The 13,501-nt window shown below is 70.3% G+C and carries 9 protein-coding genes and 1 pseudogene; 7 read left to right on the top strand and 3 right to left on the bottom strand.

Annotated elements, in window-relative coordinates; translation table 11 throughout:
• Nucleotides 1–240 precede the first annotated feature (240 nt).
• The 4 genes from ACFQV6_RS21805 to ACFQV6_RS21790 all read left to right on the top strand — a co-directional run bounded on the left by ACFQV6_RS21805 (nt 241) and on the right by ACFQV6_RS21790 (nt 7,973).
• A complete protein-coding gene (locus tag ACFQV6_RS21805; protein WP_378029384.1) occupies nt 241–4,581 on the top strand; it encodes an AAA domain-containing protein in 4,341 nt (1,446 codons plus the stop codon).
• A gap of 338 nt (nt 4,582–4,919) precedes the next feature.
• Nucleotides 4,920–6,608, top strand: coding sequence for an EAL domain-containing protein (locus ACFQV6_RS21800; RefSeq protein WP_378029383.1), 1,689 nt, complete (start codon nt 4,920–4,922; stop codon nt 6,606–6,608).
• 192 nt (nt 6,609–6,800) lie between these two features.
• Complete coding sequence (locus ACFQV6_RS21795) at nt 6,801–7,190, top strand: cupin domain-containing protein (RefSeq protein ID WP_378029382.1); 390 nt, start codon at nt 6,801–6,803, stop codon at nt 7,188–7,190.
• Nucleotides 7,191–7,478: 288 nt separating this feature from the next.
• Entirely contained in the window at nt 7,479–7,973 is a 495-nt protein-coding gene (locus ACFQV6_RS21790; RefSeq protein WP_378029381.1) for a MarR family winged helix-turn-helix transcriptional regulator, read from the top strand.
• Here the strand turns inward: ACFQV6_RS21790 and ACFQV6_RS21785 are convergent.
• Together ACFQV6_RS21785 and ACFQV6_RS21780 are read right to left on the bottom strand one after the other, a co-directional pair.
• A complete protein-coding gene (locus ACFQV6_RS21785) occupies nt 7,886–9,283 on the bottom strand; it encodes a trehalase family glycosidase (RefSeq protein ID WP_378029380.1) in 1,398 nt (465 codons plus the stop codon). The two genes, ACFQV6_RS21790 and ACFQV6_RS21785, sit on opposite strands and share 88 nt — an antisense overlap.
• A 158-nt stretch (nt 9,284–9,441) precedes the next feature.
• Nucleotides 9,442–10,545 carry a DNA polymerase ligase N-terminal domain-containing protein gene (locus ACFQV6_RS21780; protein WP_378029379.1) on the bottom strand — a complete coding sequence of 368 codons (1,104 nt, stop codon included), beginning with the start codon at nt 10,543–10,545 and terminating at the stop codon, nt 9,442–9,444.
• Nucleotides 10,546–10,631: 86 nt separating this feature from the next.
• On the opposite strand from ACFQV6_RS21780, the pseudogene ACFQV6_RS21775 reads away from it, so the two are divergent.
• Nucleotides 10,632–11,291, top strand: a pseudogene (locus ACFQV6_RS21775) (helix-turn-helix domain-containing protein); the annotation flags it as partial.
• Between the two features lie 74 nt (nt 11,292–11,365).
• Here the strand turns inward: ACFQV6_RS21775 and ACFQV6_RS21770 are convergent.
• Nucleotides 11,366–11,764 (bottom strand): VOC family protein, encoded by a 399-nt coding sequence (locus ACFQV6_RS21770; protein WP_378029378.1) that lies wholly within the window; start codon nt 11,762–11,764, stop codon nt 11,366–11,368.
• Between the two features lie 141 nt (nt 11,765–11,905).
• Between ACFQV6_RS21770 and ACFQV6_RS21765 the strand changes: the two genes are divergently transcribed.
• The gene (locus ACFQV6_RS21765) at nt 11,906–13,012 is read left to right on the top strand and encodes an FAD-dependent monooxygenase (RefSeq protein WP_378029377.1); all 1,107 of its coding nucleotides are present in this window, start codon (nt 11,906–11,908) and stop codon (nt 13,010–13,012) included.
• A 201-nt stretch (nt 13,013–13,213) separates the two neighbouring features.
• Nucleotides 13,214–13,501: cbb3-type cytochrome c oxidase subunit I (locus ACFQV6_RS21760; protein ID WP_378029376.1), on the top strand; the 288-nt coding region annotated here is incomplete at its 3' end.

Here is a 13,501-nt window from a genome sequence, read left to right as displayed (position 1 = left end):
TGGCGCCCGGGTTACGTGCGTGGTTGCCAGCCGGAGGGTGGGACGCAGGTGTGGAGGCGGGCGGGCCCCGTGCGGTGGGCGTGAAGCGGGCCGCCGAGCGCCGGGGGCGGGTGGAGCGCTGGGAGCCAACAGCGCCATATGTAAGGAAGCGTCACAAGATGGAAGCGCCGGGGCGAAGGAAGCCCCCAACTGGCCCCGCGGACACGACCCCGATCGACGTCACGCCCTAGACTCGTTGGGATGGCTGAGCAGCGAGAGTCGCCCACGACGATCCGGGATCGGGCCGTGGCGGTGGCGGACTATCTGCTCGCTGTCCGAGCCCAGATGGACCGTCCGTCCCGCACCGTTCCCTCCGAAGCGCACTGGCTCGACGACCTACCGCAGCATCCCGACTGCCAGGCCGGCCCCGGCGCCGACGGCACCTCCTGGCTCCGCGTCGGCCGCCCCGACCTCCCGCCTCCGATCTCGGTCCCGGCCGCCCTGCGCCGCCGCCTCCGTGGCGAGATCACCGCCACCGCGGAGCCAACCCCGCACCAGGAAGCCGCCAGGGGCCAGGCCGCCAAGGAACCCTCGGCCGGCAGCCGAGGGAATGCCGCCGGAGCACAAAGCGGAGAACAAGGCGGAAGTGAAGCCACCGGCCAGCAGGGGACAGCCAAGAAACATGACGCCGACGCCGACGAGCGTGACGACTTCGAACGCTGGCGGGACGACGTCTGGCGCCCCTGGTCCCAGCTGACCGCCTCCACCGAACAGACCCGCGACCTTCACCGCCGCCTCTTCGACCTGATGCACCACCTCGACATGTCCGTCGCCACCACCGAACTGGTCTGGGGCCACGGCATCCTCGAAACCACGATCGAGGGCACCAGAGTCCGCTACCCCTTGATCGCCACGCCCGTGCTGATCGAGTACGACGCCGACCGCGCCCTGATCAGCGTCTCCCCGGCCGGCCCTTCCCGCCTCCAGATCGAGGCCCTGAGCGGCCTCGACGCCCGCTACCTCAATCAGCTGGCAGCGCTGGCCGGCCCTGGCGGATCCATCGAGGTGGACCTCTGGAACGACTTCGAGCGCCGCGAGTTCTTCGAACGCGCCCTGACCCGGCTAGGCCACGACCGAGTAATCCTCACAAAAACCGAAAAAACCGACAAAGAGGCAGCGGTACGCGACACCGCAGTCCTCTTCCCCCGCCCCAAGCAACGCCACCTCCGCGGCTTCCTCGAGAGCCTCCGCGACCGCCTCACCAGCGGCGACTTCAGCGCCGTCGGCGCACTGGCCGCCGTGGTGGCGCACGAGCCCAGCCGCCTCACGATGCCCGACGACCAGCCCGAACGCTGGGAGCGCGTGGGTGAACGGCTGCTCATGCCGCTACCCACGAACGAGGCGCAGGAGTCGATCGCCAGGCGGCTCGCGCACCACCGGAACGTCGCGGTGCAGGGCCCGCCCGGCACCGGCAAGACCCACACGATCCGCAACCTGATCTGCCATCTGATGGCGAACGGCAAGCGTGTCCTGGTGGTGGCGCAGAAGGAGGAGCCGCTGCGGGTTCTCCGCGACGGCCTTCCCGACGAGGTCCAGGCGCTCTGCCTGGCGGTTCTCGGGCGTACCACCGACCAGCTCGTGCAGCTCCAGCTGGCCGCGCGCGAACTTTCCGACCGGGCGGCCACCCTTGACAAGGAGGCGGAGGCTAAGAAGGTCGAGCGGCTCACCCGGACCCTGGAGGAGGCCGAGCGCGAGCTGGCAGCCGCGACCGCGGGACTGCGGTTGATCGCCGAGAGCGAGGCTGTCTCGTACCAGATCGGTGGTGTGTCTCTGCTGCCCGCGGAGGTCGGCACCTGGCTGCGCGATCGCGCAGCCGCACACGGTGGTATTCCGGACCCGGTCTCCGGCCCGGCGCCGCTGACCATCGAGGATTTCGCCACGCTGCTGAAGCTTTCGGCGCGGCTGTCGCCGGATGATCGCGCGGCCGCGATGCGGCCGTCGCCGGAGATCCAGGATCTGCCGGACGCCGCCGAGACCGCCTCTCAGCGGGAGAAGACCGCTGAGACGCGGGCGCGCCTGTCGCTGCTGGCGGACCAAGGCGTGGATCTTGCGAAGGTACGCGAGGAGCGCCGCGCCGGCATGGCGGACCTGCTCGGGGACCTGCGGGAGGCGGTGGCCTGGCTGCGCCGCCGCGAGGGTACGTGGACCGACCGTCTCGGCCGGCTGCTGGACGACCCGCACTGGCGCACCATCTGGACCGATCACGTCGCCGCCACCGAGTCGATCTACGGCGAGCTGGCCGGGCTGGCCCGGTCGGTCACCGGTCATCGGATCGTGGTGCCCGACCCGGTGCTGGCCGAGCCGAAACTGCTCCTGACCAGGCTGGCCGAGATGCGGCAGCGGTTCGCGGCGGGCAAGGGCCTCAGCCGGCTGATGCAGCCGGGCCTGCACCGGCTGGCCGACGAGATCCGGGTGGACGACGAGCCGGTCCGCTCGGTCGCCGACGTGGATCTGGTGGTCGCCGGCGTACGCCGAACCCAGTCCCGCCGCAGGCTGGGCGACCTCTGGCTGGAGTGGGTCGAGCGGCTCTCCATCCCGGAACCCGCCAACGGCCTGGGCGACCCGGAGGTGTGGGCCGGCGCCCTGCTCGCCGACGCCAGCCAGTCGCTCGACTTCGACCTGCACCGTTGGCCCCCGCTGGCCGCACGGCTCGCCGGGCTCGTGCCGCAGCGGGAGTTGCAGCCGGACGCGACCGCCCTGGGTGAGGTGGCGGAGCTGCTGGCCGGCGCCACCGAGGTCTTCGCGCTGGACAAGGCGGAGAGCCTGGAGCGCACGGTAACCGAGCGGATCGCGCCGTGGCCCGACCTGGTCGAGGCGTGGACGACCCTGGAGGGCTGGGACGAGGCAGTCGCCGAGGTGCGCCGGCTGGTCCTGATGCAGCCGGACGTGATGCGGTTCCACGCCGCGCACGACCGGCTGGCGAGCGCCGCGCCGGAGTGGGCGGCGCAGATCGCGAGCGGTGAACATCCGGTCGTCTCCGGTCAGGCCTGCCTGGAGGCGTGGGAGTGGCGGCGCGCGCAGACCTGGTTCGACGGTGTTGTCGGTGACGTCGACCCGGCGGTCCTGTCCCGCCGGGTGGAGCGGGCCCGTGCGCGGATCCGGCGGCTGACCGGTGACCTGGTGGTCGCGTCCGCGTGGCTGGAGGTGGCCCGCGCCCTGGACGACCGGCGGCGGGCGGCCCTCGCCGACTGGACCACCGCCCTGCGGAAGATCGGCAAGGGCACCGGCCGGGGTGCCGCGGCCTGGCAGGCCCATGCCCAGCGGGCGATGGAGTCGGCGGTCACCGCGGTGCCGGTCTGGGTCATGTCGGTGGACCGGGCGATCGAGCAGTTCGCGGGCGGTGCGAAGTTCGACGTGGTGATCGTCGACGAGGCGTCGCAGGCGGACCTGTTCGCGCTGCCGGTGCTGTCGCTGGCCGAGCGTGCCGTGGTGGTCGGCGACGACCAGCAGATCGGCCCGCAGCTCGGGTTCGTCGGCTCGGTGTCCGGTCTGATCCAGCGGCACCTGGACGGTGTGCCGTCGGCCGAGCACTTCGATCCGGAGTCCTCCCTCTACGACCACGCGGTGCGCCGTTCCCCGGAGCGGATCCTGCTGACCGAGCACTTCCGCTGCGTACCGCAGATCATCGAGTTCTCCTCACGGCACTACTACGACGGCAAGATCATGCCGCTGCGGGCGGACCGTCCGGCGCTGCCGCCGATCCAGACCGTCTTCTCCGAGACCGGCGTTCGCCAGCCGCTGCCCGGCCTGGGCGACGTCAATCTGGAGGAGGCGACAGCCCTCGTCGAGCGGGTGACGAAGATCGTCGCCGACCCGCGGTACGACGGGAAGACCCTTGGCGTGATCAGCCTGCTGAGCAGCAGTGGGCAGGCGAACCACCTGCTCACCGAGTTGCGTGAGGCGATCGGCGAGGACGAGATCCAGGCCAGGCGGCTGCGGGTCGGCGACGCGTACACGTTCCAGGGCGATGAGCGCGACGTGGTGCTGGTCTCGATGGTGGTGTCCGAGAACGATCCACGGATCGCGGCGTTCACCAAGCGCGACTACCACCGGCGGATCAACGTGGCCGCCTCGCGGGCCCGGGACCAACTGTGGATCTTCCACTCGACGCGCCCGTCCGCCCTGCTGGCCGACGACGCCCGGGGACTGCTCCTGTCGTACGCGTTGAACCTCCCCACGGACGCCGCGGCGACCGACCTGGCCGCCCGGTGCGAGAGCGACTTCGAGCGCGACGTGCTGAAGCTGCTGGTCGGCCGCGGTTACCGGCCGATTCCGCAGTTCCGGATCGGTGGCTACCGGATCGATTTCGTGCTGAACGCGCCGGACGGCCGGCGGCTCGCGATCGAGTGCGACGGCGACGCCTATCACGGCCCGGAGCAGTGGGAGAGCGACATGCGCCGTCAGTCGGTGCTGGAGCGGGTGGGCAACTGCGTCTTCGTGCGCATCCGCGGCAGTGTCTTCGCCCGCGAGCCGGAAGTGGCAATGCGGCCGGTCTGGCAACGCATTGCTGAGCTGGAAATCTCCACCATCGACGGTGATTGACGGTCACGCGCAGCATCGTCTTGCACGCGCTCGGTGCATGCCGCCGGGTACTTGCGGGTAGGTAAATGCGTAAGGTTCCATAGTCACCACTCGCAGTAACTGTCTGTCATGGAGCGAGAGGAAGCTTTTTGGCGCAATTGCGGTGGAACGAGGTCATCCATTCGGTTGTTTCGTTACTCCGGATGGGCGATAATTCCCTGCTCCTGGCCTTGCCTGCGGAAACGTCGAAACTTTGACGCGTGCGTCCACTGTTACTGCGGCCTGGTGACGGGTCGTAATAGGTGAGGGGATTTGGTGGCAGGGGGAGCAGCCGTGTGCAAGGGGGGAGGTGGCGGCGTATGACGATGCCCGAAGAACGGGAGCGTTGGACGCTGGGACCGCCGGCCACCCTGCCGGAGCCCCGGCAGCCATCCGACAAGCAGGCCGCCTGGTTCACGTACACGGCGACCGGCGACCAGATCGTGTGGTCCGCGGCCCTCTCCGCGATGCTCGGCCGACCACCGGCCGAGAAGGAGATGACCCGGCAGATCCTGTCGCGATACGTGCATCGCGACGACCAGGCGAAGGCCCTCGGCGCCATCACCGAGTCCTGGACCAGCCGGAACACCGTGCACATCACGGTGCGGCTGATGCGCGCCGACGGCGGCTGGTTCGACGTCGACTGCCGCCTCGAGCCGATGATCAGCCCCGACGGCACGGTCCGGGGCATCCGCGGCACGGTCCGCGACGTCTCCTCCCGGGAGCGGGCCCGCCGGGAGTCGGCGCGGCTGACCCGGCGGGGCGAAACGGTGCAGGCGTCGCTGGTGGAGCCCGACCCGGCGACCGGCCTGCTGATCCGGGCACGGTTCGCCGACGAGATCGACCGCGCGCTGCGCGGTGCGGGTGGCGCGCTGCTGGTGATCCGGGTCCAGGTGGGCGAGGCGGGTGAAGGCGCCGAGGGGGTACGACCGGAGCGCAACGCCGAGCTGTTGAACCATGCCGCCCGGACGCTGGAGGACCGTACCCGCCCGGAGCATCTGCTCGGCCGGGTCGGCCCGAACGAGATCGCCGTCCTCTTCTCCGGTATCTCCTGGAAAGCGTCCCGCGAGCAGTCGCACGCGCTGCTGGCGGCCCTGCGTGAACAGTCGCCGCTGGTCGCCTGGGGTGGCCTGGTCCGCTTCGAGCGTGACGCCGAGGCGGGCAGCCACGGGCTGCTGATCGACGCCGAGCAGGCGTGGCGCCAGTCGCGGGAGGCGAACGAGCCGCTCACCGTCGTCGCCCACCCGGTTCCGGTACGCGACCGCCAGGGCTCCTACCGCTCCCGGGTCGCCGACGCGCTCGGCACCGACCGGTTCACCCTCTACTCGCAGCCGATCCTGGAGTTGCAGAGCAACAAGGTGACCCGGCACGAGCTGCTGCTGCGGGTGCTCGACGAGTCGGACGGCCCGCAGTCGCCGATCCAGGTGCTGGACGCGGCCGAGCGCCTGGACGCCGTCTACGACATCGACCTGTGGGTGGTGGAGCGGGCCATGCGGCTCGCCGCCGAGGAGCCCGGCCTCTGCCTCCAGGTGAACCTCTCCGGCCGCTCGGTCGGCGACCCGCGGCTGACCACCGAGGTGGAGAAGCTGCTCGACCGGTACGGGGTCGATCCCGCTCAGCTCACCTTCGAGATCACCGAGACCGCGCTGATCGGCAATCTGAGCGAGGCGCGACGCTTCGCGGACCGGGTCCGTGATCTCGGCTGCGGCCTGGCGCTCGACGACTTCGGCTCCGGGTACGCGTCCTTCCGCTACCTGCGGCTCTTCCCCATCGACCTCGTCAAGATCGATGGGGAGTACGTGGTGGATCTCGTCGACAACCCGCAGGATCAGGTGCTGGTGCGAGCGCTGGTGCAGGTGTGCCAGGCGTACGGCATCCACACGGTCGCGGAGTTCGTGCAGGACGAGGCGACCCTGCGGATGCTGCGGGAGCTCGGCGTCGACTATGTGCAGGGCTATCTGATCGGGCGCCCCTCACCCGTGCCGCCGGGCCGGCTCCGGGGCTCCTGACCGCGCGCCCGGGGTGGTGGGGCGGCGCGGGCCGGGGCTCTTGACCGCGCCCGGGTGGTTGCGCGGCGCGGGCCGGGGCTCTTGACCGCGCCCGGGTGGTTGCGCGGCGCGGGCCGGGGCTCCTGACCGCGCCCGGGTGGTTGCGCGGCGCGGGCCGGTTGCGAAACGGCTGACTTGGGTAACGTCCGGGGCATGGAGCACTTCACGATTGCCACTGTCGCGGAGAAGAGTCCCGACTTCCGCCGGGTCCTGTGGACCGGAAAGCACACCCAGCTCGTGGTCATGACGATCCCGCCGGACGGGGAGATCGGCGAGGAGGTCCACGAGGTGGACCAGATCCTCACCTTCGTCAGCGGTGTCGGCAAGGCGATCATCTCCGGCGAGACCCGCAAGGTCGCGCAGGGTGACCTGGTCGTGGTGCCGGCCGGCCGCAAGCACAACTTCCTCAACGACGGCCCGAACCCGCTGGTTCTCTACACGGTTTACGGTCCGCCGGAGCACGCCGAGGGTGCTGTGCACAAGACCAAGGAAGAGGCTGACGCCCTCGAAGAGGCGGGTAAGGACGAACCGCCGTCCTCGTGACGGCTGTTCACCCGAGAATCCCTCGAAAGCACCGCTTGAAATCTCGAAAGCACTGCCTGAAATCTCGAAAGCACCGCCCGGGAATCCGCGCCGGGCACACGACGCCGGAACCGGCCGAGGCCCCCCAGCCAGCCGGTTCCGGCGCCGTGTCGGGGTTAAAGTCCCCGCACAGAGTACCCGGCAACGTTCACGGAAGTCGATCGAATCAACGACCGATCGGAATGCGGCACATTCGATCTCGGCCGGCCGGCGACTGGCGCCCGTCTCGATCGCCACTAACCTTCCAGCATGGACGAGCCCCGCTGGTTGACCGACGAGCAGCAGTACGCCTGGCGGCAATTCATCGAGGTGCTGGTCAGGGTGCCTGCGGCGCTCGAAGCGCAGCTCCAGCGCGACGCCGGCCTGACCCATATGGGCTACCTCGTCCTGATGACCCTCTCCGAGCGCCCGGACCGTCGCCTGGCGATGAGCAAGCTCGCCAGACGGGCCTGCGCGTCACTTTCCCGACTGTCCCATGTGGTGGCCCGTCTGGAGGAGCGCGGGTGGGTGCGCCGGGAGCGGGACGCCGAGGACGGCCGCGTGCAGATCGCGGTGCTGACCGACGAGGGTCTGGACAAAGTGGTCGCCTCGGCGCCGGGGCACGCCGAGGCGGTCCAGCAGCTGATCTTCGACCGGCTGACGTCCGCGCAGATGCGTCAGCTCGCCAAGCTGGCCGAGGCCCTGCTCGACAAGCCCGTCGAGGTGGACCGCCCACGAGCCGGAACCAAAACCGACCGGGCGTAAGCCGGAGCGGACCGGTCGGCGAGCAGGTCGAGGCAGAGCGCCGCGGTCCCCGTGAAGGCTGCCGCACCCAGCCCTGAACCGTCTCCCGGATGGAAGTACTCGTAGTGCCCGTTGCGGTGAACGAGCCGCAGCATCGCCCGGCGCAACTCCTCCGCCTCCTCCACGTAGCCGTGCACCAGCATGCCCCGGCGCAGCAGCCAGTTCACATTGATCCATACCGGCCCGCGCCAGTACCGGCGGCTGTCGAAGCGCGGCGCCGTCCGGTCGTAACTCGGCGCCGGCAGCCCGAACCGCTCCGAACCCACCGCCGCCATGATCGCGGTGGCCTGATGCGCCGGCAGGTCGGGCAGCATGAGCGGCAGCAGGCCGTTGACGCAGTGCGCCGGGCTGAGCCGGCCGGTCCGGACGTCCCGGGCGTGGAAGAGCCGGGTCAGCGGATCCCACAGCCGGTCGGCGATCGCCGCGGTGATGCACCGGGCCGCATCCCGGTGCCGCTGCGCCTCCGCGCTGTGCCCGAGTACGCCCGCGATCTGAGCGAGCGCCAGCTCGGCGGTGGCGAGCATGGCGTTGAACCCCGGGCACTCGACGACGAAGTCGTGCCGCCCGGCCAGGTCGTTGTCGGAGTACCCGCTGTCGCGATAGGACAGCGCCAGCCCGAGATGACGGGCATGATCGGCGGACTGTTCCGGCAGGCTCAGGTCGGCCGGGACCGCCACCAGCGCGTCGTCCCAGGCCGGGCTGTCGTCCAGGCCCGACTCCCAGGGGTGCACGATGGTGGCCAGGCCGGTGCCGCCCGCGTCCCGCCGGTCGGTGAGGTACTGCTGCGACGCCACCAGCCGCGGATAGAGCCACTCCAGCTCGGTGCGCGCCAGCTGGGCGGAGGCCGCACCGTGTGCGGCGGCGTGCCGGTAGACCTCCCACGCCGCGAGCGCATGCAGGGGCGGCTGGACGAGGCCGGTGCTGCCGCCGGCCGGGCGACGGGCGTACGCCGGGACGTTCCAGAACGCCGGCCCGGGGAAGTAGTCGTCCTCGGCGGTGGCGGGGTCGAACACGATGTGCGGCACCCGGCCGTCCGGCCACTGCGCCTCGAACAGGCTGCGCAGGTCCCGCCAGGCGCGGCTCTGATTGACATAGGCCAGGCCGATCGCGGCGAACGCCGTGTCCCAACTCCACTGATGCGGATGCAGCGCCCGGGACGGCACCGTGTGATCACCCGCCCAGTTGGCGTCCAGGACGCCGGCCGCGGACGTCCACAGCTCGGCCGCCAGCTCCGAGATCACCGGCGGAGTGGGGGACAGGTCCGGATGCATCTGACGTATCGACCTTTCCGGGATGCCGCGGCGCGAGACCCGATCATCGGCCGGCCCCAGCCGGATCCCAGGAAAACGGGCGCACGCATTCTGGCCGCGCAGGCGAGGCTTCCCTCGATCGGGGTCGGCAGCGTCCACCGGGATCGATCCCATGATCATCAGGCGGGAATCGAGAGCCAGAGGCGACTCCGCCGGCCGGGCAGATAGGGCGAGTCCAGGCGCTTCGCGACGACACCGCCGAGGCCCTGAGCGCGAGCGGCCTCAAGCGCGAACTCGCCCCCGCCGGGAAAGTAGGGCGGTGTCTGCCAATGGTCACCGGCCAGACCGAGGCCGTCGAGCAACTCGCGGCGCTCGGCGTAACGGACCAGCTCGACTGTCGAGTGCCCCTCCAGCCACGTCAAGTCGTACAGCAGAAGGTGTGCCGGAAAGCGATCAGCGAACCGCTTGGCCGCGGCAGAGTCCTTCGGCGCCTCGCGCCGGGCCAGCCGATCAGGCGAGGGCCGCGCGCCGTCGAACGTCACGATCTCACCGTCGAGCACGGCCTCCAGCGGCGCGAGCGCCGGCCCGATCGGCCGGATCTCCGGAAACCACGAGGTCACATCGCCGCCGCCGGCATCGATCAAACGCAACCTTCCACCCGAGATGTACGAGGTGACGCGTTTTCCGCCCCAGGACATCTCATATCCCCAGTCGGGGTCGGCAGAAGGAAGCGCTGAGGCACGGGCCGCCAGCATCGGCGCCACCGTTTCCGGCATCGCCTCCCAGCCCGGCTCGGACGGATCCATCCGCCGGACCATCCAGTCCTGGCCGCCGGTCTGGAAGAAGACGTAGCGCCCGTTGGTGCGCTCGCCGTGGAAGGTGACCCCGATCTCGTCGTCGCGCCACTTGTCGGTCTCGTAGGTTCCACTGTCGTGGATCGTCATCCGCCCGCCGCCGTACTCGCCGGACGGGATCTCGCCGGCGAAATCCAGGTATTCGAGCGGGTGGTCCTCGGTGTGTTTGGCCAGGTTGTTGCGGGCGCGGTCGCGGGGCAGGCCGCGCGGGACGGCGAACGAGACGAGCACGCCGTCGCGCTCCAGCCGTACGTCCCAGTGCAGGCTGCGGGCGTGATGCTGCTGGATGACGAAGCGGCTCTGCTTCTCTTCCGTTCGCTTCTCTGTCGCCTGCTTCTCTGTCGCCTGCTTCTCTCTTGCGCGCGGGACCGGCTCGGGGGTGCGCCGGGCGTCGCGCTTGCGGCGGTACTCGTCGAGGCGGTCCGTCATAGACCGATTCTCTGCCCGGACCCGGGGAGAAATACACAGATGTAACTCGGCAGGGAAATGTCGTACCCGCGTGGTTGGCTTCCCGCATGTACACGGAGAGGCCTTCTTCACTGCCGTTCGTCGTCGCCTGGCACAGCGTCACGTCACCCGGCGCGGCCGTCCACCGCATCCTTCCGGATGGATGCCTCGACATCATCTGGCAGGACGGCTCGGTCTTCGTGGCCGGGCCCGACACCACGGCGCAGGTCGGCTCACCGCAGCCGGGCAGCCGTCACCACGCGCTGCGCTTCGGCGCCGGGACCGGGCCCGGTGTGCTCGGGGTGCCCGCCTCCGAGGTGCTCGACCAGCGGGTTCCGCTCGACCAGCTGTGGCCGGCCGCCGAGGTGCGCCGGATCGCCGATGCCGACGATCCCGGTGCGGCTCTCGAGGCAGCCGCCGCCCGCCGCTGGCAGGAGCCCGATCCGGTGATGGTCGCGGTCTCGGCCGGTGCCCGCGCCGACCGGCCGGTCAGCGAGATCGCGTCGGTCACCGGGCTGGGCGAGCGTCACCTGCGGCGGCGCAGCGTCGCGGCCTATGGCTATGGGCCGAAAACGCTGCACCGGATCTTCCGGATGCGGCGGGCGGTCGCGCTGGCCCGGGCCGGCCGGGCCTTCGCCGAGGTGGCGGCCGACAGCGGTTATGCCGACCAGGCCCACCTGTCGCGCGAGGTGAAAGCCCTGGCCGGTGTGCCGCTCGGTTCGCTGGTGGGTCAGCCTTCCAGCGCGTCTCAGCCTTCCAGCGCGTCTCAGGCTTCCAGCGTCGCTCAGATCTCCAGCGTTGCTCAGGTTTCCAGCGCGGCGTAGAGGTCGACCGTGTTGCCGTCCGGGTCGACGAGCACGGCATATCGCTGGCCCCAGTGGGCGTTCCACGGCTTCAGCCGGCCGGTGTGCCCGGCGGCCGTCACCTTCTGGAAGGCAGCGTCCACCTCGGCCGGGCCGGCGCACTCGAAGGCGAGCCCGACGCGGGCGCTGTCCGGGCCGGGCGGCGTGAAGTCCGGGTCGAACGACTTGATCACGGCATGGGTGTCCCACATGAGACGGATGCCGCCGCCGAGGGCGACCTCCACGTGCGGTGCGTCGTCGGCACCGTCCGCGAACTCCATCCCCAGCAGACGGTAGAAGGCCAGTGAAGCCGCCATGTCGGCCACAGCCAGGCCGAACGCGTTCAGAACAGGAGTCATGAGGGTGACGCTACGGCGTACGCATCCGCAGGTATTGAACAAATCGGACCGCTTCTCGATGGCGGGTGTTCCCCCGCGACGATGGCGGGCGGTAATGTTCTGGCTCCGACGCGTATCCATCAACAAGAAAGCGCTGGTGCGATGAGCTTGCGCATCCTCGTGGTGGGCGCCGGCATCGCCGGCCTGGCGGCGGCCCGAGGGCTGCGCGTCGCCGGTTTCCGGCCGGAGGTGGTGGAGGCTCTGCCGGCCACCACGGTTCCCGGCGCCGGCATCTATCTGCCCGGCAACGCCTCGCGCGCTCTGCGGCTGCTCGGCCTCGACGTCCCGCTGCGCCCGCTCGGCGACCTGATCTTCCGGCAGGTCTTCCTCGACATGCGCGGCCGCGAGCTGTTCGAGATGGACGTGGCCGCCCTCTGGGCCGGTGTCGGTGAGTCTCGCGCCCTCTCCCGCGCCGATCTCCAGCAGGTGCTGCTGACCGGGGTCGGCGGCGACGTGCGGTTCGAGACCGCGGTGCAGGGGCTGGAGATCATCGACGGCGCCGCCAAGGTGGAGTTCTCCAACGGCACCGTCTCGGAGTACGACTTGGTCGTCGGTGCCGACGGCAGGCGCTCGACCATCCGTGACAAATCCGGCCTGGGTGGCCCCGCGGTGCCGACCGGCCAGATCGTCTACCGCTCCGTGGTCACCGGCGGACCGCCCCTGACCGACTGGACCGCGGTTCTCGGCCGCCGGTCCGCCTTCGTCGTGATGCCGATGGGTGGGCGCAAGCTCTACTGCTACGCCGACGAGACCGCACCGGACAGCCCCAACCCGGAGGATCCGAGGAAGCGGATGCTCGAGCTCTTCGGGGGCTACGGCGGGCCCGTCCCGGCCATTCTGGAGAAGATCGAGAAGGTCCAGGTCGCCCGGACCGACGAGGTCGTCCTGTCGCGATGGTCCAAAGGGCCGGTCGTGCTGCTCGGTGACGCGGCACACGCCACGGCGCCGACGATGGCTCAGGGCGCCGCGATGTCTTTCGAGGACGGCTGGGTGCTCGGGCAGGAGCTGCGTACCGCTTCCGGCGACATTCCGGCTGCTCTGCGGGCTTATGAGGAGCGGCGCCGGCCGCGCTGCGCGGAGGTCCGCGACCGCACCCGTGAGCGGGATCGCACCCGGGACGTTCCGCCGACTCTGCGCGACCCCATGCTGCGGCGTCGTGGCCTCCGCATCTTCACCGATCACTATCGTGAGTTGGTCTCGTCAGTCTGAAGCGGACGTCTCTCTTTTGGTCACCCCGCGACTGCCGAACGTCGGTGGGGGACTATTCTGCCTGCGGAGTACGCCCGATCTTCGTGACACCGATCTTCAGGGGACCGATGGTCGGTGGACCGATTTACGGGACACCGATGTTCGGGAGGCCGAAGGTCGGGACACCCCTGAGAGGGACGAACGAGACAACGGAGGCAATTCGTGACGACCGTTGCGCCGTCGCCGATCGCGACCCGACCATATCCGGTGCGGCGACAGGTCAAGGGTTCGGCTCTGGCCAGGATCCTGCGCACGACGGACGCGAAGCAGATCGGGATCATGTATATGGTCACGTCCTTCGTGTTCTTCCTGCTCGGTGGCCTGATGGCCCTGCTGATGCGCGCGGAGCTGGCGCGGCCGGGCATGCAGATGCTGTCGCCGGAGCAGTTCAACCAGCTGTTCACCATGCACGGCACGATCATGCTGTTGTTCTTCGCGACGCCGATCGTG

It is taken from the genome of Actinoplanes sp. GCM10030250 (assembly GCF_042666575.1).
In the GTDB taxonomy this organism is placed as follows: domain Bacteria; phylum Actinomycetota; class Actinomycetes; order Mycobacteriales; family Micromonosporaceae; genus Actinoplanes.
This window is presented reverse-complemented; position numbering and strand designations above follow the sequence as displayed.

Excerpts from the sequence above, each read along its gene's own strand:
- ACFQV6_RS21795 (WP_378029382.1), top strand. The coding sequence starts at position 6,801 with ATGGAGCACTTCACGATTGCCACTGTCGCGGAGAAGAGTCCCGACTTC.
- ACFQV6_RS21770 (WP_378029378.1), bottom strand. The coding sequence starts at position 11,764 with ATGACTCCTGTTCTGAACGCGTTCGGCCTGGCTGTGGCCGACATGGCG.
- ACFQV6_RS21800 (WP_378029383.1), top strand. The coding sequence starts at position 4,920 with ATGACGATGCCCGAAGAACGGGAGCGTTGGACGCTGGGACCGCCGGCC.
- ACFQV6_RS21785 (WP_378029380.1), bottom strand. The coding sequence starts at position 9,283 with ATGCATCCGGACCTGTCCCCCACTCCGCCGGTGATCTCGGAGCTGGCG.
- ACFQV6_RS21805 (WP_378029384.1), top strand. The coding sequence starts at position 241 with ATGGCTGAGCAGCGAGAGTCGCCCACGACGATCCGGGATCGGGCCGTG.
- ACFQV6_RS21765 (WP_378029377.1), top strand. The coding sequence starts at position 11,906 with ATGAGCTTGCGCATCCTCGTGGTGGGCGCCGGCATCGCCGGCCTGGCG.
- ACFQV6_RS21790 (WP_378029381.1), top strand. The coding sequence starts at position 7,479 with ATGGACGAGCCCCGCTGGTTGACCGACGAGCAGCAGTACGCCTGGCGG.
- ACFQV6_RS21780 (WP_378029379.1), bottom strand. The coding sequence starts at position 10,545 with ATGACGGACCGCCTCGACGAGTACCGCCGCAAGCGCGACGCCCGGCGC.